The following is a 24763-nucleotide window of genomic DNA, read 5'->3' on the forward strand; positions in this document are numbered from 1 at the left end:
GTAAAATCGTCCTCAAACGTATTTCCTTGAGGACACAAAATGAGCAACATTCTAATTATCAACGGGGCGAAAAAATTCGGCCATTCTAATGGTCAACTGAATGACACCCTGACCGAGGTCGCGGACGGTATCCTGCGCGACCTCGGGCATGATGTTAAAGTCGTACGCGCAGACAGCGATTATGACGTAAAAGCAGAAGTGCAGAATTTCGTCTGGGCCGATGCGGTTATCTGGCAGATGCCTGGCTGGTGGATGGGCGCACCGTGGACCGTGAAAAAATACATCGATGACGTGTTTACCGAAGGTCACGGTACGCTGTACGCCAGCGACGGCCGCACACGTTCAGATGCCTCTAAAAAATACGGCTCCGGCGGGCTGATTCAGGGCAAAAAATACATGCTGTCCCTGACCTGGAACGCACCGATGGAAGCCTTCACTGAAAAAGACCAGTTTTTCCATGGCGTTGGCGTTGATGGCGTCTATCTCCCGTTCCATAAAGCAAACCAGTTCCTGGGAATGGAAGCGCTGCCGACCTTTATCACCAATGACGTGATTAAAATGCCGGACGTCCCGCGTTATATCGCAGAATATCGCAAGCATCTGACCGAAATTTTTGGTTAACTGGTAACCTGGAATTAGAAGGAGTTAACCATGCTTACCGTTATTGCAGAAATCCGTACACGTCCAGGTCAACATCACCGCCAGGCGGTACTGGATCAGTTTGCCAAAATCGTTCCGACCGTACTGAAAGAAGAAGGCTGCCACGGCTATGCGCCGATGGTGGATCATGCCGCAGGTGTGAGTTTTCAGACCACAGCGCCAGATTCAATCGTGATGGTTGAGCAGTGGGAAAGCATCGCGCATCTTGAAGCGCATTTGCAGACCCCGCATATGAAAGCCTACAGCGAAGCCGTGAAAGGTGACGTGCTGGACATGAATATTCGTATTCTGGAGTCGGGCATTTAAGATTGTCGATTTGCCGGGTGACGCTTAGCTATCCGGCATAAATCGCTTCGTCAGATGAGAGCCGGATAAGGCATTTTACGCCCGTCTCCGGCTTTTCTACATGCAATTACCCTTCGAGATCCGCCAGGTCGCCTTTCTCTTGCAACCAGTTTCGACGATCTTCAGAACGCTTTTTGGCCAGCAGCATATCCATCATTGCGTTGGTACGCTGATCGTCTTCATCATCGATAATGAGCTGCACCAGGCGACGGGTGTTCGGATCCAGCGTAGTTTCACGAAGCTGCATCGGGTTCATTTCACCCAGACCTTTAAAGCGCTGCACGTTCGGCTTGCCTTTCTTGCGCTTTAACTGCTCCAGTACGCCCGCTTTCTCTTCTTCCGTCAGCGCGTAATACACCTCTTTACCAAGGTCGATACGGTATAACGGCGGCAGCGCCACGTAGACGTGACCGTGTTTCACCAGCGTGCGGAAGTGTTTCACAAACAGCGCGCACAGCAGCGTGGCGATGTGCAGGCCATCGGAGTCCGCATCCGCCAGGATACAGATCTTGCCGTAGCGCAATTGGCTCAGATCGTCGCTGTCCGGATCGATGCCGATCGCCACGGAAATATCGTGAACCTCCTGCGAAGCCAGCACTTCATCGGAAGAGACTTCCCATGTATTGAGGATCTTACCTTTCAGCGGCATGATCGCCTGATATTCACGATCGCGCGCCTGCTTGGCCGATCCGCCCGCCGAGTCACCTTCGACAAGGAACAGTTCGGTGCGATTAAGATCCTGTGCGGTACAGTCCGCCAGTTTACCCGGCAGCGCCGGACCGCTGGTCAGCTTTTTACGCACTACTTTTTTCGCCGCACGCAGACGACGCTGCGCGCTGGAAATCGCCATCTCAGCCAGCAGTTCGGCTGACTGCACATTCTGGTTCAGCCACAAACTGAATGCATCTTTCACCACGCCAGAGACGAATGCCGCACACTGACGCGAAGAGAGGCGCTCTTTGGTTTGTCCGGCAAACTGCGGATCCTGCATTTTTACCGACAACACATAAGCACAGCGATCCCAGATATCTTCCGCCGACAGCTTCACGCCACGCGGCAGGATGTTACGGTATTCACAGAACTCGCGCATCGCATCCAGCAGTCCCTGACGCAGACCGTTAACGTGCGTACCGCCCTGCATGGTTGGGATCAGGTTCACATAGCTTTCGGTCAGCAGCTCGCCGCCTTCCGGCAGCCAGAGCAGCGCCCAGTCCACCGTCTCCGTCTCACCGCTGAAATTACCGATAAACGGTTTTTCCGGCAGCGTCGGTAAGCCATTCACCGCTTCGCTCAGATAGTCATTTAAACCATCCTGGTAGCACCAGCGCTGCTCGCTGTTGTTGACCTCATCCTTAAAAGTGATCTCAACGCCTGGGCACAGTACCGCTTTTGCTTTCAGTACGTGCGTTAAGCGCGAAACAGAAAAACGCGGGCTGTCAAAGAAGCTTTCATCCGGCCAGAAGTGCACGCTGGTCCCGGTATTGCGTTTGCCGCAGGTACCGACAACCTGTAAATCCTGCACTTTATCGCCATTCTCAAACGCGATGTTGTATACCTGCCCGTCGCGGCGTACGTTCACTTCCACACGTTTGGACAGGGCGTTGACGACGGAGATACCCACACCGTGCAGACCGCCGGAGAACTGGTAGTTCTTGTTAGAGAACTTGCCGCCCGCGTGCAGACGACAGAGGATCAGCTCAACCGCCGGAACGCCTTCTTCAGGGTGAATATCTACCGGCATGCCGCGTCCGTCATCAATGACTTCCAGTGACTGGTCGGCATGTAAGATCACGTCCACGCGTTTTGCGTGACCCGCCAGTGCTTCATCCACACTGTTATCAATCACTTCCTGTCCAAGATGGTTCGGACGGGTCGTATCGGTGTACATCCCAGGGCGACGGCGTACCGGCTCAAGCCCAGTGAGTACCTCAATGGCATCAGCGTTATAAGTTTGCGTCATGGTTTAAATAAGCAATTCGAATTGATCGTCAGAAACTGTGCAGTCCAAGGAAATCGACAATCGGGTTGAAATAATCTTCGAAGCCCGTGAATGCGTGGTTTCCGCCCTCAATAACTGTCTGACGGCAGGAGGCGTAATACGCCACCGCCTGGCGGTAGTCCAACACTTCATCGCCCGTTTGTTGGAGCAGCCAGATCAAATCCGGCGCTTCCAGCGGGTCAATCTGCATGACTTTAAGATCGTAAATATGGCGTGACTCTAGCACATATTGCTGCCCCGTGTAGGGGTTCTCGTTTTGACCGAGATAGTCGACCAGCAGTTCATAAGGCCGTACGGCAGGGTTCACCACCACTGCCGGCAGCATAAAACATTGCGACAGCCAGGTGGCGTAATAGCCGCCTAAAGAGGAACCGACAATCCCCAGCGACTCTCCGCCGTGTTCAAGAATGATCGATTCCAGCATCTCTGCGGCCTGCGCCGGATACGGAGGTAGCTGCGGCACGATCATCTCAACGTGCGGGTGGTGTTCCGCCAGCCAGTTTTTCAGTAAACACGCCTTCGCCGAACGAGGAGAGCTATTAAATCCGTGAAGATAGAGAAGCGTAGACATCAGTAGCCTTCTGAAGCGGTATCAGGGTGGAACCGATTACCCTGCAGGCGACGTACCTGAGTCTGCAACGTCCCGTCGGCAAAAAGCTCCAGCGTCCGCCAGCCTGGGCTGATGGTATCCAATGTGAAGTTGGAACAGTGCGGTTTAAACTGCACGCAGGTCGACGGCGTCGCCAGCAGACGGCGACCGTTCCAGTCCAGATCCAGCTCCTGATGAATATGCCCGCACAATAGATACCTGGCGCGAGGATAATTCACCAGCACGTTATCCAGCTCAGCGGCATTTCGCAGACTGTGCTGATCGAGCCAGCTGCAGCCCGCAGGCAGGGGATGATGATGCAGTAGTAGCAAGGTGTTACGCTCTGGCGCATCAGCAAGTTTACGCTCCAGCCATTCGAGCTGGAATTCACTTAACTCACCGTGGGGAACGCCGAACACCTGGCTGTCGAGCAGCAATATTTGCCACTGTTCGCCAATGAAAACGCGTTTGGCCGGGGAAATGCCCGCATCCTGCAGCGCGCTGTACATTGCCGGCTGAAAATCGTGATTGCCCGGTAGCCAAACGCAGGGCGCACGAAAACTTGCGATGCCCTCAGCAAAATGCTGATAAGCCGCAGCGGATTGATCCTGCGCCAAATCACCCGTCGCGACGATCAGATCGTACTCAGGCGACTCTGCATGTATTGCATCCAGTACGGATTGATAGCTGTCCCAGGTGTTCACACCCAGCAGCGTTTCATGCTTTTCGGCAAACAGGTGAGTGTCTGTAATTTGTAAGATCCTGACTCTGGCCTCACCAGCCAAAGGAAGGGTTAACAGGCTTTCCAAATGGTGTCCTTAGGTTTCACGACGCTAATAAACCGGAATCGCCATCGCTCCATGTGCTAAACAGTACCGTAACCAGTCGGCCAGAAACTGATTAATTTGATGCTTTTCGTCGCGTTGATGCAACTTTTTATTTGGATAATCATACCGCGCTTTGAAGCGAAAGATCTGCTGACTTGAACACACTTCAGCCACCCTTGCGTCATGATACAGGCGCACAGTCAATGACGGCAGGCTCCAGTAAGTGACGGCCGGTGCCGTTTGTTCGATCGCGACAAGCGTAGTGTATCGGGTCGATTCAACGATCGTTAACCGATATTGTGCGTTTGCTACCTGATAGCTCACTGTTTCACCGGCTGCATCATTACGTGGCAGCAGGCGGCGCAATTGCGAATAGTTGGTTTCGCACAGACGCATCATTTCAGGGAAGTCAGGTGTGTAACGCTTCATTTTTTCCACTCAGTTTTTAACTCTTGATAGTGCAGCTGTAACCATTGCAAGGCGATGACAGACGCTGCGTTGTCGATTTTCCCCTCTTCTACCCATTGGTAAGCCTGTTCCCGGCTTACCACATGAACACGAATATCTTCGTTTTCATCAGCCAGACCGTGTATTCCGCTCGCGGTCGTGGCGTCCACTTCGCCGACTAAAATAGACAGACGCTCACTGGTGCCACCCGGGCTTGCCAGATAGCTCAGAACGGGTTTCGTCCTTTTAACTTCCAGCCCGGCCTCTTCCATTGCTTCACGACGGGCTACATCTTCAACGGTTTCGCCCTCTTCGATCATTCCGGCTACCATTTCCAGTAGCCACGGGCTTTCGCTGGTATCAAATGCCGCAATACGAATCTGCTCGACCAGCACAACTTCATCCCGCTCAGGGTCAAAGGGTAGCAAGACAGCCGCGTGTCCGCGCTCAAAAATTTCGCGCGTTACCTCACCGCTCATCCCCCCGTTAAACAGGCGGTGGCGAAACCGATAAAGATCCAGTGAAAAAAAACCGCGGTATAGCGTTTCTCGTGCAATAATTTCTACATCATTTTTAGTGAAAGTCATTGGCAAGTTGTCTGGTTTACGCATTGTGCTGTCCTGAAACCAATAGTGATTAAAATGTGAATTTCAAGGTCGTTTGACTGATGTTTGAACGCCCTTGTGTTAAATTGATGCAAATTAACGCCGTATGGCACGTAACGCCAACTTTTTGAAGTGGCGGATTCTGCTAGAATCAGCAAATATTTTTACAATTTGATCAGCGCTAAATACTGCTTCACAACAAGGAATGCAAATGAAGAAATTGCTCCCCATCCTTATCGGCCTGAGCCTGTCGGGGTTCAGTACTTTGAGCCAGGCAGAAAACCTGATGCAGGTTTATCAGCAAGCACGCCTGAGCAACCCGGAATTGCGTAAATCCGCCGCCGATCGCGATGCTGCATTCGAAAAAATTAACGAAGCGCGTAGTCCATTGCTGCCGCAACTGGGTTTAGGTGCCGATTACACCTACAGCAATGGCTACCGTGATGCAAATGGCGTCAACTCCAATGCAACCAGCGCATCTTTGCAGTTAACTCAGTCTATTTTTGACATGTCTAAATGGCGTGCCCTGACGCTGCAAGAAAAATCAGCGGGCATCCAGGACGTGACCTATCAGACCGATCAGCAAACGCTGATCCTGAATACCGCCACAGCCTATTTTAACGTATTGAACGCAATTGACGTGCTTTCTTATACCCAGGCACAGAAAGATGCGGTCTATCGTCAGTTAGATCAGACCACTCAGCGTTTTAACGTTGGCCTGGTTGCCATCACTGACGTACAGAACGCCCGTTCACAATACGATACTGTACTGGCGAACGAAGTTACCGCGCGTAACAATCTGGATAACGCGGTAGAACAGCTGCGCCAGGTAACCGGTAACTACTACCCGGAACTGGCTTCACTGAACGTTGATGGTTTTAAAACCAATAAACCGCAGGCGGTGAACGCGCTGCTGAAAGAAGCAGAAAACCGCAACCTGTCATTATTGCAGGCCCGTTTGAGCCAGGATCTGGCACGTGAGCAGATTCGTCTGGCGCAGGATGGTCATTTACCGACTCTGGACCTGACCGCCTCTACCGGGGTATCTGACACCTCCTACAGCGGGTCAAAAACCCACGGTGGCGCGACGGGTAATCAGTACGACGACAGCAACATGGGCCAGAACAAAATTGGTCTGAGCTTCTCGCTGCCGCTGTATCAGGGCGGAATGGTTAACTCGCAGGTGAAACAAGCGCAGTACAACTTTGTTGGCGCGAGCGAACAGCTGGAAAGCGCGCACCGCAGCGTGGTGCAGACCGTGCGTTCTTCGTTCAACAACATTAATGCTTCCATCAGTAGCATTAACGCGTACAAACAAGCGGTTGTCTCGGCCCAAAGCTCTTTGGATGCGATGGAAGCCGGCTATTCCGTAGGTACACGTACCATCGTGGATGTGTTGGATGCCACCACCACGCTGTACAACGCCAAGCAGCAACTGGCGAATGCGCGTTATACCTATCTTATTAACCAGTTAAACGTCAAATCTGCGCTCGGTACGCTGAACGAGCAGGATCTGGTAGCACTGAACAATACGCTGGGTAAACCCGTATCCACGACTCCGGATACGATCGCGCCGGAAAACGCGCAGCAAGATGCCGCGTCGGACGGTTATACGTCCAACAGCGCGACGCCTGCGGCTCAGCCAACGGCCGCGCGTTCAACCAGCAGCAACGGCAACAACCCGTTCCGTAACTGATGCTGATGACGGGGCTTCGGCCCCGTCTGAACGTAAGACAACGTAAAGATCCGCCTCTTCTTCCGCATTCTCGCCTCTTCCCGCTTCAATTTCGACCAGTCATCCTCTATTCTGAGCAGAGTTACCACTGGGTACTGGAAGACATAAATGAAACGGACAAAATCTATACATCACGCCTCGTTCCGCAAAAGCTGGAGCGCGCGCCATCTGACTCCTGTCGCCCTGGCAGTTACCGCTGTGTTTATGCTCGCGGGCTGTGAAAAGAGCGACGAAACGGTTTCGCTTTATCAGAACGCTGACGACTGCTCTGCAGCTAACCCGGGTAAAAGCGCCGAATGTACTACTGCGTTTAACAATGCGCTGAAAGAAGCTGAACGTACCGCGCCAAAATACGCCACTCGTGAAGACTGTATCGCTGAATTCGGCGAAGGCCAGTGCCAGCAGGCTCCTGCGCAAGCAGGTATGGCGCCGACCGGTGAAGGCCAGGCTCAGGCGCAGAATCAAAGCAGCGGCAGCTTCTGGATGCCGCTGATGGCGGGCTACATGATGGGCCGACTGATGGGCGGCGGAATGGGCGCTCAGCAACCGCTGTTCAGCTCGAAAAACCCAGCCAGCCCGGCTTACGGCAAATACACGGATGCTAGCGGTAAAAACTACGGTGCAGCAACGCCGGGTCGCACCATGACCGTACCGAAAACCGCTATGGCACCGAAACCTGCCACTACCTCTACCGTAACCCGCGGCGGATTTGGTGAGTCTGTGGCCAAACAGAGCACCATGCAGCGTAGCGCAAGCGGCACCACCACACGTTCAATGGGTGGCTGATCGTCATGGAAAGAGTCAGTATTGTTGAGCGCCCGGACTGGCGCGACAAAGCCACCGAATACGGTTTCAATTTTCACACGATGTACGGCGAGCCGTACTGGTGTGAAGACGCGTACTATAAGCTCACCCTTGCTCAGGTCGAAAAGCTGGAAGAGGTCACCGCAGAGCTGCATCAAATGTGCCTCAAGGTGGTGGAAAAGGTCATCGCCAGCGATGAGTTGATGACCAAGTTTCGCATTCCGAAGCATACCTGGGGCTTTGTCCGCCAGTCCTGGCAGACGCAGCAACCGTCGCTCTATTCACGTCTCGATCTGGCATGGGACGGCACGGGTGAACCCAAGCTTTTAGAAAACAACGCCGATACGCCAACCTCGCTGTACGAAGCCGCGTTTTTCCAGTGGATCTGGCTGGAAGATCAGCTCAATGCGGGCAACCTGCCGGAAGGCAGCGATCAGTTCAACAGTCTGCAGGAAAAACTGATCGAGCGTTTCACCGAGCTGCGTGAGCAGTATGGTTTTCAACTGCTTCATCTGACCTGCTGTCGTGATACGGTGGAAGATCGCGGTACGATCCAGTATCTACAGGATTGCGCGGCCGAAGCTGAGATCGCTACAGAATTCCTCTATGTAGAAGATATTGGTCTTGGTGAAAAAGGTCAGTTCACCGACATGCAGGATCAGGTAATCGCTAACCTGTTCAAGCTCTATCCATGGGAATTCATGCTGCGTGAAATGTTCTCCACCAAACTGGAAGATGCTGGCGTTCGCTGGCTGGAACCGGCCTGGAAGAGCATTATCTCCAATAAAGCACTGTTGCAGCTGTTATGGGAAATGTTCCCGGACCATCCGAACCTGCTGCCAGCGTACTTCGCCGAAGACGATCATCCGCAGATGGATAAATTCGTCGTCAAACCGATCTTCTCACGCGAGGGGGCTAACGTCTCCATTGTTGAGAACGGTAAAACGATCGAAGCAGTGGAAGGGCCGTACGGTGAAGAAGGTATGATCGTGCAGCAGTTCCATCAGCTACCGAAGTTTGGCGACAGCTATATGCTGATTGGCAGCTGGCTGATCAACGATCAACCAGCCGGGATCGGCATTCGTGAAGACCGCGCGTTGATCACACAGGATCTGTCACGTTTCTATCCGCATATTTTTGTCGAATAATTGAGAGTGCCGGGTGGCGGCTCCGCCTTACCCGGCCTTCAGCATGAACTTATTGCCCGATAAGCGCAGTGCCATCGGGCATTCATCATCCAACCTGCACCGACAACATACTTAAACTTCCCATCTCAATACCATCTACCGGGATCGTGACAGACTCTTTACCGTCCCATGCCCCGAGTACATACAGCAGCGGCAGATAGTGATCCGGCGTCGGGTTTGATAACGATCCACCTTCATGATCGAGATAGTTCACCAATGGGTGCTGCTCAACCGGTCCCTGCCATGTCAGGTTTGCCTTAACATAATCATTGAATGAAGTCGCCCACGGATAAGGCGTGTTCTCACCGTGCCAGCGCGCAGTGCGCAGGTTATGCACCACGTTACCACTGGCCACCAGCATAATGCCCTCATCACGCAGCGCCGCCAGCTTACGGCCCATCTCAAAATGCCATGCCGCGGGTTTGGTGCTATCAATGCTCAGTTGCACCATCGGAATATCCGCATTCGGGTACATCTTGATCAGCACGCCCCAGGAACCGTGGTCAAAACCCCACGCTTCTTTGTCCAGGGTAACAGGCACTGGAGCAAGCAAGTTAACCAGATGCTGTGCCAGTTCAGGCGAACCAGGAGCCGGGTAATGGGTGTCATATAATGCTTGCGGAAAACCGCCAAAATCGTGGATCGTTTTGGGGGCTTCCATCGCAGTCACACCCGTTCCACGGGTGAACCAGTGCGCCGAGACCACCACAATGGCTTTCGGACGCGGCAACGTTTCCCCCAGTTGCTGCCAGGCACGGGTATAAACGTTATCTTCCAGAACATTCATCGGGCTACCGTGGCCCAAAAACAATGCTGGCATACGAGTTGAAGACATGATGATATCCTTACTGAGGGAGTCATTTTGATACCACCACAATACGCTTATTCGGTTGATGAAGAACTCAGATAACCATGATGAAGATCATCAGTTATTTTGACGATCCAACCCGGACAGCAGATTGATAAGGAGTTTTATTTGTCGATGTCAGTACCTTTACTTCTGACTTTACTGGCAGGTGCCGCCACGTTTACCGGCGCATTTCTCGGCGTGTTAGGGCAAAAACCGTCTAACCGCGTTCTCGCCTTTTCTTTAGGCTTCGCCGCCGGGATTATGCTACTGATCTCCCTTATGGAGATGCTACCTGCTGCGCTGGCCGCTGAAGGTATGTCGCCAGTGCTGGGCTACGGAATGTTTATCGTCGGCTTACTGGGCTACTTTGGTCTGGACCGTCTATTGCCGCACGCGCACCCTCAGGATCTGGTACAAAAAACAACGCAGCCTCTACCCGGCTCTATTAAACGCACCGCGATTTTATTAACGCTCGGCATCAGCCTGCACAACTTTCCTGAAGGGATTGCGACGTTTGTTACCGCCAGTAGCAACCTTGAGCTGGGCTTTGGTATTGCCCTCGCCGTTGCATTACACAATATTCCTGAAGGATTAGCGGTGGCGGGTCCCGTCTATGCCGCCACAGGCTCCAAACGTACGGCGATATTCTGGGCAGGGATTTCAGGTATGGCAGAAATACTGGGCGGCGTACTGGCGTGGTTAATTCTCGGTAGCCTTATATCACCGGTGGTGATGGCGGCAATAATGGCGGCTGTCGCAGGTATTATGGTGGCGCTGTCCGTCGATGAATTGATGCCGTTGGCAAAAGAGATCGATCCCAATAATAATCCCAGCTATGGGGTGTTATGTGGAATGTCGGTGATGGGGTTAAGCCTCGTCATCCTCCAGTCGATGGGAATCGGATAATCCAGAGGGCGGATGCCACTCTGCAAATTTACAGCATCCGCTCATCCATAGCAGAATATGAAGGACTAATCCTGTTCCTTAATCGCGCTGTTATCTTCACCAGAACGGCGAAAGAGTTTGTTTCGCGCTTCAAGTAAGGCATCTCTGTCCTGGCGGAATGCCCGACAATAACGTTTCATATGACAATAATAACCCACCGCAACGAGTGCAATTAATACAATCCAATACCAGGCAATAAACATTCTTCTACCCTTAAAATTTAACATCATTAAACATTTAACGTTAAAATTTTACACAACCTTATTCTGACATACTCATATAGTGGCATATTTCAGAAACAAATATATGATTTCGATCATATAAATCAGCGGCTAAGCTATTAGCCAAACTCGTTATAAACAATTAAAACAATGTCGACAAGATCACACTACGCAATAATAAATATTGTTCTTAAAATATCGCACTCATACTATCCAGAAAATAATAAAAATTAGCTCCTGCAGAATAATACATTTCATCAACATTAATTAATACATTGTGAAATGTAGCATTAGTAATACCATTTTATTTTATCAAAATAGTAAAAACATAATATATTCAGCAAAATTATATTTATAGGTAATATAAGGAGATATATCCATGTTTACACAATACCGAAAAACACTTCTGGCTGGGACTCTGGCACTGACATTTGGATTGGCAGCAGGAAACTCTCTTGCCGCTGGTTTTCAACCGGCCCAGCCTGCAGGAAAATTGGGCGCAATAGTAGTTGACCCTTATGGAAATGCCCCGCTTACTGCGCTGGTTGAATTAGATAGCCACGTTATTTCAGATGTTAAAGTTACCGTCCATGGTAAAGGTGAAAAAGGCGTTCCGGTGACTTATACCGTCGGCAAAGAGTTGCTCGCCACGTACGATGGCATTCCTATTTTTGGCCTTTATCAAAAGTTCGCAAATAAGGTAACCGTTGAATATAAAGAAAATGGCAAAACCATGAAAGATGATTACGTGGTGCAAACATCCGCCATCGTTAATCACTATATGGATAACCGCTCTATATCTGATTTACAGCAAACAAAAGTGATTAAAGTAGCACCGGGTTTTGAAGATCGCCTTTATCTGGTGAATACCCATACCTTTACCCCGCAGGGTGCAGAATTCCACTGGCATGGTGAAAAAGATAAAAATGCCGGCATCCTGGATGCGGGTCCGGCTGGCGGCGCACTCCCTTTTGATATCGCACCCTTTACCTTTGTCGTCGATACGGAAGGCGAATATCGGTGGTGGCTGGATCAGGACACCTTCTATGACGGCCACGACATGGATATCAACAAGCGCGGCTACCTGATGGGTATTCGTGAGACACCGCGCGGCACATTCACCGCCGTACAAGGCCAGCACTGGTATGAATTCGATATGCTGGGCCAGATTCTGGCCGACCATAAACTACCGCGCGGATTCATGGATGCATCACATGAATCGATCGAAACGGTCAATAACACTGTATTGCTGCGCGTAGGTAAACGCGACTATCGCAAAGAGGATGGTCTTCACGTGCATACCATCCGCGACCAGATTATTGAAGTCGATAAATCTGGACGTGTTGTTGACGTGTGGGATCTAACCAAAATTCTCGACCCGATGCGTGACGCGCTGCTGGGTGCGCTGGACGCAGGCGCGGTATGCGTCAACGTGGATCTCGCTCACGCAGGCCAACAGGCGAAACTGGAGCCAGATACCCCCTATGGTGACGCCCTCGGCGTTGGTGCGGGCCGTAACTGGGCTCACGTCAACTCCATTGCCTATGACGCTAAAGATGACTCCATCATTCTTTCTTCCCGCCATCAGGGTGTCGTCAAAATCGGTCGCGATAAACAGGTGAAATGGATTCTGGCACCGTCTAAAGGCTGGAATAAGTCGCTGGCAAGCAAATTGTTAAAACCGGTTGATGATAAGGGCAATGCGCTGAAGTGTGATGAAAACGGTAAGTGCGAGAATACTGATTTCGATTTTACCTACACCCAACACACCGCCTGGCTCTCCAGCAAAGGAACGCTAACCATCTTTGACAATGGCGATGGGCGTGGACTCGAACAACCGGCGCTACCAACAATGAAATATTCCCGGTTCGTCGAATATAAAATTGACGAGAAAAAAGGAACCGTTCAGCAAATTTGGGAGTACGGGAAAGAGCGCGGTTATGATTTCTACAGTCCTATCACGTCGGTAATTGAATATCAAAAAGACCGCGACACCATGTTTGGATTTGGTGGTTCTATTAATTTATTTGACGTTGGACAGCCAACCACCGGCAAAATCAACGAAATTGACTACAAAACAAAAGAAGTCAAAGTCGAAATTGATGTCCTTTCCGATAAACCAAACCAAACGCACTACCGCGCATTACTGGTTCGCCCACAACAAATGTTTAAATAGTATCGTTAGATTAAGGATTAATTATGTCATCTAAATGGATTACTTCATTATTTAAAAGCGTGGTATTAACGGCGGCGCTGGTAACACCATTTGCAGCATCGGCTTTTACTGAAGGTACTGACTATATGGTGCTGGAGAAACCGATTCCCAATGCTGATAAAACGTTGATCAAAGTATTCAGCTATGCCTGCCCATTCTGCTACAAATATGATAAAGCCGTGACCGGCCCGGTGTCAGAAAAAGTTGCCGATCTCGTCGCCTTCACACCTTTTCATCTCGAGACCAAAGGAGAATACGGTAAACAGGCCAGTGAAGTATTTGCAGTAATGATTGCGAAGGATCAGGCCGCAGGGGTCTCATTGTTTGACGCCAAATCACAGTTCAAAAAAGCCAAGTTTGCTTACTACACTGCCTACCACGACAAGAAGGAACGCTGGTCTGACGGTAAAGATCCCGCTTCATTCATCAAAACAGGGCTGGATGCTGCGGGTATGAGTCAAGCAGACTTCGAGAACACCTTAAAAGAACCCGTAGTTCAGGAGACCTTGGAAAAATGGAAAGCGGCCTATGATGTTGCCAAAATCCAGGGGGTTCCGGCTTACGTCGTCAATGGTAAGTACCTGATCTACACCAAAAGCATCAAATCGATTGATTCCATGGCTGAGCTTGTCAGAGAGCTGGCGACAAAATAAACAGGGAACCGGCTATGGATTTTATCAAAGGATTGTGGCGAGACTTATGTACCGCACCGGTTGATACCCTGGTGAGATGGCAGGAGCGACGCTTTTTGTGGTTGCTAATGGCTTGTGCCATGGGTGGGTTAATTATTCTGGCGCACTCGTTCTTCCAAATCTATCTCTACATGGCCCCTTGCGAGCAATGTGTATACATCCGCTTTGCCATGTTTGTGATGGTTTTCGGTGGGCTGATCGCGGCAATAAACCCTAAAAACCTCATCCTAAAACTGGTCGGCTGCATTGCGGCATTTTATGGCAGCATTATGGGCATTAAGTTTTCAATCAAACTTAATGGCATCCATTATGCAGTACATAACCCGGACCCGGATTCACTCTTTGGTGTACAGGGATGTTCCACCGATCCGACATTCCCTTTCAATTTGCCACTGGCAAACTGGGCTCCAGAATGGTTTAAGCCCACTGGAGATTGCGGCTATGACGCACCTGTCGTTCCCGATGGCGTAGCGCTCAGCAGTACGCAAAAGTGGTTTGTCGATCTGTACCAGCAGTCCGAAGGCTGGTATCTGCTCCCGCCATGGCATTTTATGAATATGGCGCAGGCCTGCCTGCTCGCCTTTGGTTTGTGTTTAGTGCTGTTGCTGGTAATGAGCGGAGCCTGGGCACTTAAGCTGGCCAGAAAAAAATAGCCAGGCCGCAATAACAAAAAACCGAAGCCAGAAAACTGACTTCGGTTTTTTTATCCCTACCACGGTTGTCGCGGTAGTCAGCAATTAGCTGGCTTTGCGCTCATGCGCCTGACGGTAAGCCACCAGGTCTTCGATAGTAACCACAGCCATATTATGCTTACCGGCAAATTCGATGCATTCTGGCGCACGCGCCATGGTGCCATCGTCATTGGTCAGTTCGCACAGCACACCCGCCGGTTTAAACCCTGCCAGCGTCATCAGGTCGATGGTTGCTTCAGTATGACCACCGCGGGTCAACACGCCACCTGCCTGAGCACGCAGCGGGAAAACGTGCCCCGGACGGTTAAGATCGGAAGGTTTAGCGCCATCCTTAATTGCCGCACGTACCGTAGTAACACGGTCTGCAGCGGAAACGCCAGTGGTCACGCCTTCTGCGGCTTCAATGGTCACGGTAAAACCGGTACCGTAAGCGCTGGTGTTGTTTTCCACCATCATTGGCAGATCGAGCTGTTTGCGTCGGTCTTCAGTGATGCACAGACATACAATACCGCTACCGTGACGGATGGTCAGCGCCATCTGTTCAACAGTCATGGTTTCTGCCGGGAAAATCATATCGCCTTCGTTTTCACGGTCTTCGTCGTCAAGCACCATTACACCGCGTCCTTCACGCAGCGCAGACAGCGCATGTTCAACACGTTCGAAAGGCGTACCAAAAGAGGAAAGTAGCGTCTGATTCATGGTAAAAAAACCTCACTAAAATTATGGTTACCAGAATCAGGGCAGTCTTAGGAGTACCGTCTAAGCGGCAAAAAAATAACGTGAGCGGGTCCATGCCCGACTGGATCGTTACTCTCTCCCATCCGGACTCTAACCGTCGGCCCCGGAATTACACCGGATCTGCTGACCTTTTTGCCGTAACAAAAAGCGCTCGCGGGCTTTCAACATCAGTTGATTTACCGCCGGTGGGGAATTTCGCCCCGCCCTGAGAATAAGCGGGTTAACTATAACGCTATTGATTACCTTCATCAACGCCTTTACTCGTCTTAGCTTCACACAATTCTGGTTTATGCCTGTGTCAGTTCGCACTACAATAGGCAGCAACACGTACCAGTTCAGGGAAACCACAATGATTGACCCGAAAAAAATTGAGCAGATTGCTCGTCAGGTTCACGAGTCGATGCCGAAAGGGATCCGCGAGTTTGGCGAAGACGTCGAGAAGAAAATTCGTCAAACGCTGCAGTCACAGCTGACCCGTCTGGATCTGGTAAGCCGCGAAGAATTCGATGTACAGACTCAGGTTTTATTGCGCACGCGCGAAAAGCTGGCGATGCTTGAGCAACGTCTGACTGAGCTTGAATCACGTGATAAAACGGCAGAAATTAAACCTGCCCCCGCGATCCCGTCAGTCGATCCGCAAGAGTAAAAACGACAACGGGCCGCAAGGCCCGTTTTTCTGTTAGTGTTCCAGTTCTAGCTTCCTGGCTTCCGTCGCCTGCTGGCAGTACAGCGCATAGCGTTTGCAAAACCAGCTACGATGTTCTTCATCCATGTTCCCGGTTATCGCCTGGATATCAATGGGATGGCCCTCAGCCTGCATCCTGGCAAAACTACGGGCCAGGAAATCGAAATTGTTTAGTGAATACATATTGCTGTTCATGAGCATACCCTCCAGTTATTGAATATCTGCTAAGGCCATATGCTTTTTCTAATTTCAGTATTTCCCTGGATACGAAGTTATTCTGTACATATTGTGCGCAAAACTACTGCGCGGGTTCACAGTTTCCTATGAAATCTAAGAAGGCTTGAAGTATGGCGGGTATATCAGGGAAAGAGGCGCAGCGGCTGAAGAATAAAGCGAAAAAAAGCCGGATTGTGACGCGCAAACGTCTTATCCGGCCTGTAATCGGTACATCCTGTAAGCCTGAAGAAACTTCGCTTATCCGGCTATCAGGTCAGGGTTCACTTATCGCTGTCTTTCTGGATCTTCTTGATGATATTAGTCGTGGAGCAGCCATCTTCGAAGTTCAGCACCAGCACTTCACCGCCGTTCGCCCACACCTCTTCACTGCCCGCAATCTGCTCCGGCTTATAGTCGCCGCCTTTGACCAGCAGATCCGGCAGAATGCCAGCAATCAGACGCTGCGGCGTATCTTCTTCAAAAGAGACCACCCAGTCGACAGATTCCAGCGCGCCCAGTACGATCATACGCTGTTCCAGCGGGTTGACCGGACGCGTTTCACCTTTCAGACGTTTGGTCGAAGCATCGCTGTTGACCGCCACGATCAGGCGATCGCCCAGCTTGCGCGCATTCGCCAGATAGGAAACATGGCCCGCATGCAGGATGTCGAACACACCGTTGGTCATTACCACTTTCTCGCCGCGCTTGCGGGCGCTGGCAACGGCCTGTTTCAGCTCAGATTCGCTCATCACGCCAAAGCCAGTATCAGCCCGACCGCGCACGGCGTTTTCCAGCTCGATCGGTGAAACGGTAGAGGTCCCCAGCTTACCAACGACAACACCGGCTGCGGCGTTAGCAAAATAGCACGCCTCTTCCAGTGAGTTACCCGCCGCCAGCGTCGCCGCCAGCACGCCAATAACCGTATCGCCTGCACCGGTCACGTCATACACTTCCTGCGCCTGCGTCGGCATATGCAGCGGCGATTTGCCCGGTTGCAGTAACGTCATCCCCTGCTCGGATCGCGTGATCAGCAGTGCGGAAAGGTCGAAATCAGCAATCACTTTCATGCCGCGTTCAACCAGTTCATCTTCGCTTTTGCACTTGCCCGCCACCGCTTCAAACTCAGACAGGTTCGGCGTCAGCAGCGTTGCGCCACGGTAGCGTTCAAAATCGGTTCCTTTCGGATCGATAAGCACCGGCACCCCAGCCTTACGCGCCAGAGCAATCATCTGCTGCACGCTTGCCAACGCGCCTTTGGCGTAGTCGGAGAGCACCAGAGCACCGATAGAACCCAGCGCCTGGTTAATACGCTCGTGCAGCGGCTGCGGATCCACACCTTCAAAACCTTCTTCGAAATCCAGGCGAATCAGCTGCTGATTGCGGGAAAGCACGCGCAGTTTGGTGATCGTCGGATGGGTCGGCACGGATACGAAATCGCATTTTACGTTTACATCCGTCAGCGTTTTGCTCAGCGCACGCGCCGCGTCGTCAATACCGGTCAGGCCCACCAGGCGCGAATTCGCTCCCAGAGAGGCAATGTTCATCGCCACGTTTGCTGCGCCACCGGGACGTTCTTCGATGGTATCCACTTTTACCACCGGAACAGGCGCTTCAGGTGAAATACGGCTGGTAGGACCGTACCAGTAGCGATCCAGCATCACATCACCGACAACCATGACTCCTGCACGTTCAAACTCTGGCAGAGTTACTTTCATTCCTGTCTCCTGAGAGATTCTCTGAGTGTCTTAAAATTTGCGCGCGATAATAGCACACTTCACTCGGCACCCAGCCACTTCTGCCAGCTGTCACGCACCAGTGTACGTTCAGCGTCGAAGTGCTCCGGCGCCACATGGCCCGGAAGTTCCTGCAATGCAAGATGGTGAAGTTCATCACGCAACGTCGTATAAGCACGGGTAAGCGCCAGCGCTTCCTGCTCGTCCATAATGTCGTTTTGCGCCAGTAATTCCAGAATGCGCACGTTATCCGACCAGCGCGTCAGCTTCGGTTTTTCATGCGCATAGCGCAGCACCAGATACTGCGTAATAAACTCAATATCTGTGATGCCGCCTTCATCCGCTTTGATATCAAAACGATCGCGATGCTTATTACCCAAATGGGCACGCATTTTCTCACGCATTTCGCGCACCTCGGTCTGCAAGGTTTTCCCATCACGGACGAGGGTCATGATATCGCGACGAATCGCATCAAACTGAGAGGTCAACTGCGGGTCGCCGTACACTACGCGAGCACGCACCAGCGCCTGATGCTCCCATGTCCAGGCTTCGTTACGCTGATAATCGGCGAAAGCGTCAGCTGATGTCACCAGCATCCCCGCCGCCCCTGACGGACGCAAACGCGCATCCACTTCGTATAAAATACCGGACGAAGTACGGGTACTAAAGAGGTGCATAATGCGCTGCGCCAGACGCAGATAGAACTGTCGCCCGTCAATCTCACGCTCACCGTCCGTCATCACGTCCATCGGACAGTCATGCAGGAAGATCAAATCGAGATCCGAGCTGTACCCCAGTTCCCAGCCGCCCAGCTTGCCATAACCGACGACGGCAAAACCACGCCCCTCGCGTTCGCTAAGATGAGTGGGTTGACCGTAGCGCGCGACCATCTGCGTCCACGCCTGCTGGACTACCGCATCAATAATAGCTTCCGCCAGCCAGGTTAAATGGTCGCTCACCTTCATCACCGGCAGTGTACCGGCGATATCAGCCGCGGCAATACGCAGTAGCTGCGTTTGCTTAAACTGGCGCAGAGCCTCCAGTTGCTGCTCTTCATCATCTTCAGGCACGCGCAGCAAATACTGGCGCAGCTCATCACGGTAGGCGTCCGTCGCGGTGGGTTGATACAGGGTGTTCGGATCCAGCAGTTCATCAAGCAACAGCGGATACCGCGCCAGCTGGCTGGCGACCATCGGCGAGGCCGCACAGAGCGAAATCAGATGCTTCAGCGCCCCGGGGAATTCGCTTAGTAGTTCCAGATAGGTCGTACGGGTAACAATCCCCACCAGCAGAGGGGTAATGCGCGACAGCGGGACTGAGGCGTCGTCACGCGTACAGACATCGCTCAGCAGATGCGGCATTAAATGGTCCAGCACCTGGCGTCCACGTGGGCCAATAGTGCGTTTATCCAGCTCTTTGCGGAAATCGGCTATCAGAGACAGCACGCGCCGACGATCGTCATCCGCCAGATGCGTCAGCACCGGCGTGGTGTCATCTTCCTGTAATGCATCCTGCCACAGTTCGCGCCACTGTTCTGAGAGCGACTCTTCCTGAGTTTCGGCCTCGTCATCGCCAATCAGCTCGTTAAATACCCGGCGTACGTTGTCCATATGATTGGCCAGCACATCAGTTAATTGCTGCCAGTCATCAACGTTCATCCCCCACGCCAGCCGCGCGCGATTCAGCTCATCGCCTGGCAGCGTTTGGGTCTGTTCATCATTGATGCTTTGCAGCAGGTTTTCCAGGCGGCGTAAATAGAGATAGGCTGCTCGCAGTTGTTCCGTATCGGTATCAGACAGCAGGTGCAGCGCATTGATGGCGCTAAGCGTCGGTAACAGCGAGCGGGATTGCAGCGACGGCTCGCGCCCACCGCGAATAAGCTGGAATACCTGCACGATAAATTCAATTTCGCGAATACCGCCCGCCCCCAGCTTGATGTTGTCTTTCAGACCACGGCGGCGCACTTCACGCGCAATCATCCCTTTCATGTTACGCAACGACTGGATCACGCTGAAATCAATATAGCGACGGAAAACAAAAGGCCGCAGCATGGCACGAAGCTCGCTGACGTAAGTGCCGTCGGCATCGCCCATAATGCGGGCTTTGACCATCGCATAGCGTTCCCAGTCGCGCCCTTGCTCCTGGTAATAATCCTCCAGCGCAGAGAAGCTCAGTACCAACGGACCGCTGTCGCCAAACGGGCGTAAACGCATATCCACCCGATAGACAAACCCATCCATTGTGGGCTGATCTAATACCTTGATGAGCCGCTGGCCCATACGGGTAAAGAACTGGGCGTTATCCAGCTCGCGGCGCCCGCCCTGTGTGCTGCCATGTTCTGGCCAGGCAAAAATCAGATCGATATCGGAGGAAAAATTCAGCTCGCCGCCACCCAGTTTCCCCATGCCTAAAATCAGCAGCGGCTGCGCCACACCTTCAGGATTACAGGGCGTACCCCATTCGCGACAGCAGGCGGCGTATAACCAGTCACGCGCGGCGACGATCAACGTTTCAGCCAGATGGCTTAGCTGCTGCAAAATACTCTCTTCGGTCACCAGCGACAGCGTCTGTGCCCAGGCGATACGCACCATAATGCGACGGCGAAACAGGCGTAACTCACGCATCAGCGTGTTTTCGTCACTAACGTCAGCCAATGCTTGCTGTAACCAGTCGGCATAGTGTTGCCATTCATCCGCCAGGGGTGGGGTGCTTTCCAGCTCAGCCAGCCATTCGGGATGGGCAATAATGCTGTCACGGACAAAATCACTGAATGTAAGTACTGACTTCGCCTGAACGCTAAGCGAGGACTCAGATATTGCTGCTGGCAGCCGCTCAACAACGGTCGGCCAGTACTGCTGTAACGGTGAAGAGAGCTGCTTCATTTACGGGTTATCCTTTGAATGGTGCCGGATGCGTCTTTTCGCCTTATCCGGCCTACATGACAGTTACACACATCGCGTAGGCCTGATAAGCGCAGCGCCATCAGGCATCCCGGCCTCGGCCCTGATTATCGTTTTCCGCTGTGCAGCCAGAACGGTTCCAGTGCAATTGCCTCGTTACGGAAGTGTTCAATTTCAATATATTGGTTGGCCGCAATGGCGTGGCGCAAACCCTGCCAGTTGGCGATCCATTCTGATGCGATATTTTCATCGTAGTATCCCGCCAGCATCAGCATGCTATCAATGTTGCGCGTCAAACGAGGAAGCTGATCGGCGTACTGATCGCCCAGCGGCTGCGCAAAAGCGGTCTTCAGCTCAGCGGCATGGCGTGAAAGATGGGTATCCGAGAAACGCTTAAAGGAGTCGGCAATTTTTCCCTGCGCCTTCGCATCAAGGAACGGCTGCCATCCTTTGGTCACCAGCCATTCGGTCAGCGCCAGCTTGGCCATTGCCGTTTGCGTGCTGTAAACCGCCGAAACAGCAGAAACGTCCGACGAAATGATCGCTTCCGACTGGGTCAACAAATCACGTAAGTGAGCGCTCGCTTTTCGCGGCACATTACCGCCAAAAAGCATCAGAATGTGACGCACCAGGCCCATAGCCGCCAGCACCTCGGCTTTCGCCCCTTTAACGCCGCGCACCCACAGCTCTTCATGGTACTGCCACTGTGATAGTGCCAGCTCCAGCGCCGCTTCCAGCCCCTGCTCAATACTCGCTTTCGCCGAAACTTTCAAAATGCGTGTCGGTTTGAGTTCGCGCGGCGCATTCCCCTGAGCCAGGTGATAACCGCGCGCTGCTTTGCTCAAGCTACCCTGGCGTAAACCGGTTTGCGAAACCAGCTGGTTTGCCAGCTTCAGTACCGCACGGGTATCGCCGCTTAGCAGTTCAAGTTCAAGCTCACAGATAGGTTCTGCAAACTCGCCCGCTTTCACCTCCCCCAGATCGAGGGCCATTTCAATCCGGCTGCCATCAACATCAACCAACCATTTCTCACGGTAAAAATCGGTGCTGAACAACGGCTGCACTTGAGAAGCAAGTTCAGCAGGCAGCTCGCCATCAGGCCAGACTTCCGTTGGGAACAAGGTGAGGTCCAGCTCAGGCGCGTTTAGCGCAACGTTATATTCTGGCCGCTGGTGCAGTCCGCCCGTCACGCGTCCGGCAATTTTCATGGTCATTTCGTAATGACCATTTTCACCGCGAATACGCAGCCCCATATCGTGACCACGCAACCACGCATCCGGTGTTTCGTAGTAGATATTCAGCAACTGACTGGGCGCATGATGCTCTCCCCCCAGCGTATTCAGACGTTCACGTAGCGCATCTACAGCGTCACTATTGACGATAAATTTTAATTCGATTTCCTGGGCCATGGTCTTGTACTTATGGGTTATGTCACAGTTGAGAAAACTGACTGCGAACTAAGTTCGTTCTTTATGGTCAGTAGATAGTATTTTGCGCCAAATTGCCATGCAACGAGCAATTTGACGGGCGTAAAAGTTTCGAGTGGTGGCAAAAAGGACACAGATGATTCCGATTGATGTCGAATGCTTTGCGTAGAGACACTGATGCCACTACTATCGTTCCACTTTCTATGACAATAACGACAGCCTGATGCCAAAATTACGCCTGATTGGATTAACTTTACTCGCACTTAGCGCCACTGCAGTCTCTCATGCCGAAGAAAAGCGCTATGTCTCTGATGAACTGAACACCTGGGTCCGCAGCGGTCCGGGAGATAATTATCGCCTCGTGGGTACGGTTAACGCCGGCGAGGAAGTCACGCTATTACAGACTGATGCCAACACTAACTACGGTCAGGTGAAAGACAGCACCGGACGTACCGCCTGGATCCCGCTGAAAGAGCTGAACAGTACGCCGAGCCTGCGTACCCGCGTTCCCGACCTGGAAAACCAGGTTAAGACCTTGACCGATAAGCTCAATAATATCGATACCACGTGGAACCAGCGCACCGCCGATATGCAGCAAAAGGTAGCGCAAAGCGACAGCGTGATCGACGGGCTGAAACAAGAAAACCAGAAGCTGAAAAACGAGCTTATCGTGGCGCAAAAGAAGGTCAGCGCAGCCAACCTTCAGCTTGATGACAAACAGCGCACCATCATCATGCAGTGGTTTATGTACGGTGGCGGCGTGTTGGGTCTTGGTCTGCTGCTCGGCCTGGTTCTGCCACACATGATCCCAAGCCGTAAACGCAAAGATCGCTGGATGAACTGAATCGCCTTCTCCGCCACACTGACATATGATTAAGGGATCATAGTTTTCAAAAGGAAAGTGGCGTGAAGATTTATCTGGTCGGTGGTGCTGTTCGGGATGCGTTATTAGGGCTACCGATTAAAGATAAAGATTGGGTTGTTGTTGGCGCCACGCCGCAAGAAATGCTCGACGCGGGCTACCAGCAGGTAGGCCGCGATTTTCCCGTGTTTCTGCATCCGCAAACCCGCGAAGAGTATGCGCTGGCGCGTACCGAACGTAAGTCAGGCTCGGGGTACACCGGATTCACCTGCTATGCCGCCGCAGATGTCACGCTGGAGGCCGATCTTCAGCGTCGTGACCTGACCATCAACGCAATGGCCCGCGATGACAACGGGGAGATTATCGACCCGTATAACGGACGCGACGATCTGGAAAACCGTCTGCTGCGCCATGTTTCATCTGCCTTTAGCGAAGATCCGCTGCGCGTGCTGCGCGTGGCGCGTTTTGCTGCCCGCTATGCGCACCTCGGTTTTCGTATCGCTGAAGAAACCATGACGCTGATGCGTGACATGACCATCGCTGGTGAACTGGAGCATCTGACACCAGAGCGGGTGTGGAAAGAAACCGAAGGCGCATTAACCACCCGTAACCCACAGATATTTTTTCAGGTCCTGCGCGACTGCGACGCACTGCGCGTCCTGTTTCCGGAAGTAGATGCTTTGTTTGGCGTTCCTGCCCCCGCGCAGTGGCATCCGGAAATCGACACCGGTATTCATACGCTGATGACGCTGTCGATGGCAGCCATGTTAAGTCCGGAAGTCGACGTGCGTTTTGCTACGCTGTGCCACGATCTTGGCAAAGCATTGACGCCTAAAGCGCTGTGGCCGCGCCATCACGGCCACGGTCCGGCGGGTGTTAAGCTTGTCGAACAACTGTGCCAGCGCCTGCGCGTACCGAATGACATCCGTGATTTAGCCAAACTGGTTTCCGAGTTCCACGACCTCATTCATACCTTCCCGATCCTGCAGCCAAAAACCATCGTTAAGCTGTTTGATTCCATAGATGCCTGGCGCAAACCGCAGCGCGTGGAGCAAATCGCCCTCACCAGCGAGGCTGATGTGCGTGGGCGAACCGGTTTTGAAGCGGCAGATTATCCGCAAGGCAGGCTGTTGCGCGAAGCCTGGCAGGTTGCGCAGGCGGTGCCAACGAAAGACGTGGTTGAAGCTGGATTCAAAGGTCAGGCAATTCGTGAAGAACTGACCCGGCGTCGCATCGCGGCGGTAGCCAGTTGGAAGGAGCAGCGTTGCCCGAAAGCGTAGACACTGCGTTGCCGAATGCGCTGTGCTTATCCGGCCTATAGGTTCGACACGGATATAACCCGTAGGCCGGATAAGGCAGAACGCCGCCATCCGGCACCACGGTAAGTCA

At 52.4% G+C, this 24763-nt stretch carries 24 protein-coding genes and 1 riboswitch; of the genes, 12 read left to right on the forward strand and 12 right to left on the reverse strand.

What is annotated here, in order from left to right; translation table 11 throughout:
• Positions 1-39 precede the first annotated feature (39 nt).
• On the forward strand, positions 40-621 hold the full coding sequence (locus OGX94_RS09510) for an NAD(P)H-dependent oxidoreductase (RefSeq protein ID WP_003828397.1): 582 nt from the start codon (positions 40-42) through the stop codon (positions 619-621).
• A 30-nt stretch (positions 622-651) separates the two neighbouring features.
• A complete protein-coding gene (locus OGX94_RS09515) occupies positions 652-966 on the forward strand; it encodes a putative quinol monooxygenase (RefSeq protein ID WP_003024557.1) in 315 nt (104 codons plus the stop codon).
• 106 nt (positions 967-1072) lie between these two features.
• Here the strand turns inward: OGX94_RS09515 and parE are convergent, their stop codons facing one another.
• The 5 genes from parE to nudF are packed head-to-tail and all read right to left on the reverse strand — an operon-like array spanning position 1073 to position 5478.
• Positions 1073-2965 carry a DNA topoisomerase IV subunit B gene (gene parE, locus OGX94_RS09520; protein ID WP_003024571.1) on the reverse strand — a complete coding sequence of 631 codons (1893 nt, stop codon included), beginning with the start codon at positions 2963-2965 and terminating at the stop codon, positions 1073-1075.
• A gap of 28 nt (positions 2966-2993) precedes the next feature.
• Complete coding sequence (yqiA, locus tag OGX94_RS09525) at positions 2994-3575, reverse strand: esterase YqiA (protein WP_003024575.1); 582 nt, start codon at positions 3573-3575, stop codon at positions 2994-2996.
• Complete coding sequence (cpdA, locus tag OGX94_RS09530; protein WP_008785825.1) at positions 3575-4402, reverse strand: 3',5'-cyclic-AMP phosphodiesterase; 828 nt, start codon at positions 4400-4402, stop codon at positions 3575-3577. The genes yqiA and cpdA overlap by 1 nt, the downstream gene beginning before the upstream one ends.
• Before the next feature lie 24 nt (positions 4403-4426).
• Complete coding sequence (locus OGX94_RS09535; RefSeq protein WP_003024582.1) at positions 4427-4849, reverse strand: DUF1249 family protein; 423 nt, start codon at positions 4847-4849, stop codon at positions 4427-4429.
• Complete coding sequence (gene nudF / locus OGX94_RS09540) at positions 4846-5478, reverse strand: ADP-ribose diphosphatase (RefSeq protein WP_048225550.1); 633 nt, start codon at positions 5476-5478, stop codon at positions 4846-4848. Before nudF ends, OGX94_RS09535 begins: the two co-directional genes overlap by 4 nt.
• A gap of 205 nt (positions 5479-5683) precedes the next feature.
• On the opposite strand from nudF, the gene tolC reads away from it, so the two are divergent.
• From tolC to OGX94_RS09555, 3 genes are all read left to right on the forward strand, one after another.
• The gene (tolC, locus tag OGX94_RS09545; protein WP_286569107.1) at positions 5684-7168 is read left to right on the forward strand and encodes an outer membrane channel protein TolC; all 1485 of its coding nucleotides are present in this window, start codon (positions 5684-5686) and stop codon (positions 7166-7168) included.
• A 147-nt stretch (positions 7169-7315) separates the two neighbouring features.
• The gene (locus OGX94_RS09550) at positions 7316-7993 is read left to right on the forward strand and encodes a DUF1190 family protein (protein WP_003024591.1); all 678 of its coding nucleotides are present in this window, start codon (positions 7316-7318) and stop codon (positions 7991-7993) included.
• Positions 7994-7998: 5 nt separating this feature from the next.
• Positions 7999-9159 (forward strand): glutathionylspermidine synthase family protein, encoded by a 1161-nt coding sequence (locus OGX94_RS09555; protein ID WP_257662112.1) that lies wholly within the window; start codon positions 7999-8001, stop codon positions 9157-9159.
• An 85-nt stretch (positions 9160-9244) separates the two neighbouring features.
• Here the strand turns inward: OGX94_RS09555 and ygiD are convergent, their stop codons facing one another.
• Positions 9245-10033: a 4,5-DOPA-extradiol-dioxygenase gene (gene ygiD / locus OGX94_RS09560; RefSeq protein ID WP_126317407.1), complete on the reverse strand. Its 789-nt coding sequence runs from the start codon at positions 10031-10033 to the stop codon at positions 9245-9247.
• Positions 10034-10180: 147 nt separating this feature from the next.
• Here ygiD and zupT point away from each other — a divergent pair, with 147 nt between their 5' ends.
• On the forward strand, positions 10181-10954 hold the full coding sequence (gene zupT, locus OGX94_RS09565; protein WP_257662113.1) for a zinc transporter ZupT: 774 nt from the start codon (positions 10181-10183) through the stop codon (positions 10952-10954).
• Positions 10955-11019: 65 nt separating this feature from the next.
• Here the strand turns inward: zupT and OGX94_RS09570 are convergent, their stop codons facing one another.
• A complete protein-coding gene (locus OGX94_RS09570) occupies positions 11020-11196 on the reverse strand; it encodes a hypothetical protein (protein ID WP_003828416.1) in 177 nt (58 codons plus the stop codon).
• Between the two features lie 397 nt (positions 11197-11593).
• Between OGX94_RS09570 and assT the strand changes: the two genes are divergently transcribed.
• From assT to dsbI, 3 genes are read left to right on the forward strand one after another with little or no spacing between them, the layout of a single operon-like run.
• Entirely contained in the window at positions 11594-13390 is a 1797-nt protein-coding gene (gene assT, locus OGX94_RS09575) for an arylsulfate sulfotransferase AssT (RefSeq protein ID WP_286569112.1), read from the forward strand.
• Between the two features lie 23 nt (positions 13391-13413).
• Positions 13414-14082, forward strand: a complete 669-nt coding sequence (locus OGX94_RS09580; protein ID WP_200921158.1) for a thiol:disulfide interchange protein DsbA/DsbL — start codon at positions 13414-13416, stop codon at positions 14080-14082.
• A gap of 14 nt (positions 14083-14096) precedes the next feature.
• On the forward strand, positions 14097-14774 hold the full coding sequence (dsbI, locus tag OGX94_RS09585; protein WP_003828423.1) for a protein-disulfide oxidoreductase DsbI: 678 nt from the start codon (positions 14097-14099) through the stop codon (positions 14772-14774).
• An 84-nt stretch (positions 14775-14858) separates the two neighbouring features.
• Here dsbI and ribB read toward each other — a convergent pair whose 3' ends face one another.
• Positions 14859-15512, reverse strand: a complete 654-nt coding sequence (gene ribB, locus OGX94_RS09590; RefSeq protein ID WP_003828424.1) for a 3,4-dihydroxy-2-butanone-4-phosphate synthase — start codon at positions 15510-15512, stop codon at positions 14859-14861.
• Between the two features lie 106 nt (positions 15513-15618).
• Positions 15619-15768, reverse strand: a riboswitch (FMN riboswitch).
• Positions 15769-15900: 132 nt separating this feature from the next.
• Here ribB and ubiK point away from each other — a divergent pair.
• The gene (gene ubiK, locus OGX94_RS09595; RefSeq protein WP_003828426.1) at positions 15901-16197 is read left to right on the forward strand and encodes a ubiquinone biosynthesis accessory factor UbiK; all 297 of its coding nucleotides are present in this window, start codon (positions 15901-15903) and stop codon (positions 16195-16197) included.
• 33 nt (positions 16198-16230) lie between these two features.
• On the opposite strand, the gene glgS is transcribed toward ubiK, so the two are convergent.
• From glgS to OGX94_RS09615, 4 genes are all read right to left on the reverse strand, one after another.
• Positions 16231-16437, reverse strand: coding sequence for a cell surface composition regulator GlgS (gene glgS / locus OGX94_RS09600; RefSeq protein ID WP_008785836.1), 207 nt, complete (start codon positions 16435-16437; stop codon positions 16231-16233).
• 296 nt (positions 16438-16733) lie between these two features.
• Complete coding sequence (gene hldE / locus OGX94_RS09605) at positions 16734-18167, reverse strand: bifunctional D-glycero-beta-D-manno-heptose-7-phosphate kinase/D-glycero-beta-D-manno-heptose 1-phosphate adenylyltransferase HldE (RefSeq protein WP_003828429.1); 1434 nt, start codon at positions 18165-18167, stop codon at positions 16734-16736.
• Between the two features lie 59 nt (positions 18168-18226).
• Complete coding sequence (gene glnE / locus OGX94_RS09610; RefSeq protein WP_149281957.1) at positions 18227-21067, reverse strand: bifunctional [glutamate--ammonia ligase]-adenylyl-L-tyrosine phosphorylase/[glutamate--ammonia-ligase] adenylyltransferase; 2841 nt, start codon at positions 21065-21067, stop codon at positions 18227-18229.
• 125 nt (positions 21068-21192) lie between these two features.
• Positions 21193-22494 (reverse strand): CYTH domain-containing protein, encoded by a 1302-nt coding sequence (locus OGX94_RS09615; protein WP_257662114.1) that lies wholly within the window; start codon positions 22492-22494, stop codon positions 21193-21195.
• A 241-nt stretch (positions 22495-22735) separates the two neighbouring features.
• Here OGX94_RS09615 and OGX94_RS09620 point away from each other — a divergent pair, with 241 nt between their 5' ends.
• Both OGX94_RS09620 and OGX94_RS09625 read left to right on the forward strand, forming a co-directional pair.
• Positions 22736-23356 carry a TIGR04211 family SH3 domain-containing protein gene (locus tag OGX94_RS09620; protein WP_003828434.1) on the forward strand — a complete coding sequence of 207 codons (621 nt, stop codon included), beginning with the start codon at positions 22736-22738 and terminating at the stop codon, positions 23354-23356.
• Between the two features lie 62 nt (positions 23357-23418).
• Entirely contained in the window at positions 23419-24654 is a 1236-nt protein-coding gene (locus OGX94_RS09625; RefSeq protein ID WP_126317403.1) for a multifunctional CCA addition/repair protein, read from the forward strand.
• Positions 24655-24763 lie beyond the last annotated feature (109 nt).

Origin of the sequence: Citrobacter sp. Cpo037 (genome assembly GCF_030332945.1) — a bacterium.
Classification (GTDB): Bacteria; Pseudomonadota; Gammaproteobacteria; order Enterobacterales; family Enterobacteriaceae; genus Citrobacter; species Citrobacter portucalensis.

Coding starts and splice junctions, on each gene's coding strand:
- OGX94_RS09510 (WP_003828397.1), top strand. CDS start 40: ATGAGCAACATTCTAATTATCAACGGGGCGAAAAAATTCGGCCATTCT.
- OGX94_RS09515 (WP_003024557.1), top strand. CDS start 652: ATGCTTACCGTTATTGCAGAAATCCGTACACGTCCAGGTCAACATCAC.
- parE (WP_003024571.1), bottom strand. CDS start 2,965: ATGACGCAAACTTATAACGCTGATGCCATTGAGGTACTCACTGGGCTT.
- yqiA (WP_003024575.1), bottom strand. CDS start 3,575: ATGTCTACGCTTCTCTATCTTCACGGATTTAATAGCTCTCCTCGTTCG.
- OGX94_RS09535 (WP_003024582.1), bottom strand. CDS start 4,849: ATGAAGCGTTACACACCTGACTTCCCTGAAATGATGCGTCTGTGCGAA.
- nudF (WP_048225550.1), bottom strand. CDS start 5,478: ATGCGTAAACCAGACAACTTGCCAATGACTTTCACTAAAAATGATGTA.
- tolC (WP_286569107.1), top strand. CDS start 5,684: ATGAAGAAATTGCTCCCCATCCTTATCGGCCTGAGCCTGTCGGGGTTC.
- OGX94_RS09550 (WP_003024591.1), top strand. CDS start 7,316: ATGAAACGGACAAAATCTATACATCACGCCTCGTTCCGCAAAAGCTGG.
- OGX94_RS09555 (WP_257662112.1), top strand. CDS start 7,999: ATGGAAAGAGTCAGTATTGTTGAGCGCCCGGACTGGCGCGACAAAGCC.
- ygiD (WP_126317407.1), bottom strand. CDS start 10,033: ATGTCTTCAACTCGTATGCCAGCATTGTTTTTGGGCCACGGTAGCCCG.
- zupT (WP_257662113.1), top strand. CDS start 10,181: ATGTCAGTACCTTTACTTCTGACTTTACTGGCAGGTGCCGCCACGTTT.
- OGX94_RS09570 (WP_003828416.1), bottom strand. CDS start 11,196: ATGTTTATTGCCTGGTATTGGATTGTATTAATTGCACTCGTTGCGGTG.
- assT (WP_286569112.1), top strand. CDS start 11,594: ATGTTTACACAATACCGAAAAACACTTCTGGCTGGGACTCTGGCACTG.
- OGX94_RS09580 (WP_200921158.1), top strand. CDS start 13,414: ATGTCATCTAAATGGATTACTTCATTATTTAAAAGCGTGGTATTAACG.
- dsbI (WP_003828423.1), top strand. CDS start 14,097: ATGGATTTTATCAAAGGATTGTGGCGAGACTTATGTACCGCACCGGTT.
- ribB (WP_003828424.1), bottom strand. CDS start 15,512: ATGAATCAGACGCTACTTTCCTCTTTTGGTACGCCTTTCGAACGTGTT.
- ubiK (WP_003828426.1), top strand. CDS start 15,901: ATGATTGACCCGAAAAAAATTGAGCAGATTGCTCGTCAGGTTCACGAG.
- glgS (WP_008785836.1), bottom strand. CDS start 16,437: ATGCTCATGAACAGCAATATGTATTCACTAAACAATTTCGATTTCCTG.
- hldE (WP_003828429.1), bottom strand. CDS start 18,167: ATGAAAGTAACTCTGCCAGAGTTTGAACGTGCAGGAGTCATGGTTGTC.
- glnE (WP_149281957.1), bottom strand. CDS start 21,067: ATGAAGCAGCTCTCTTCACCGTTACAGCAGTACTGGCCGACCGTTGTT.
- OGX94_RS09615 (WP_257662114.1), bottom strand. CDS start 22,494: ATGGCCCAGGAAATCGAATTAAAATTTATCGTCAATAGTGACGCTGTA.
- OGX94_RS09620 (WP_003828434.1), top strand. CDS start 22,736: ATGCCAAAATTACGCCTGATTGGATTAACTTTACTCGCACTTAGCGCC.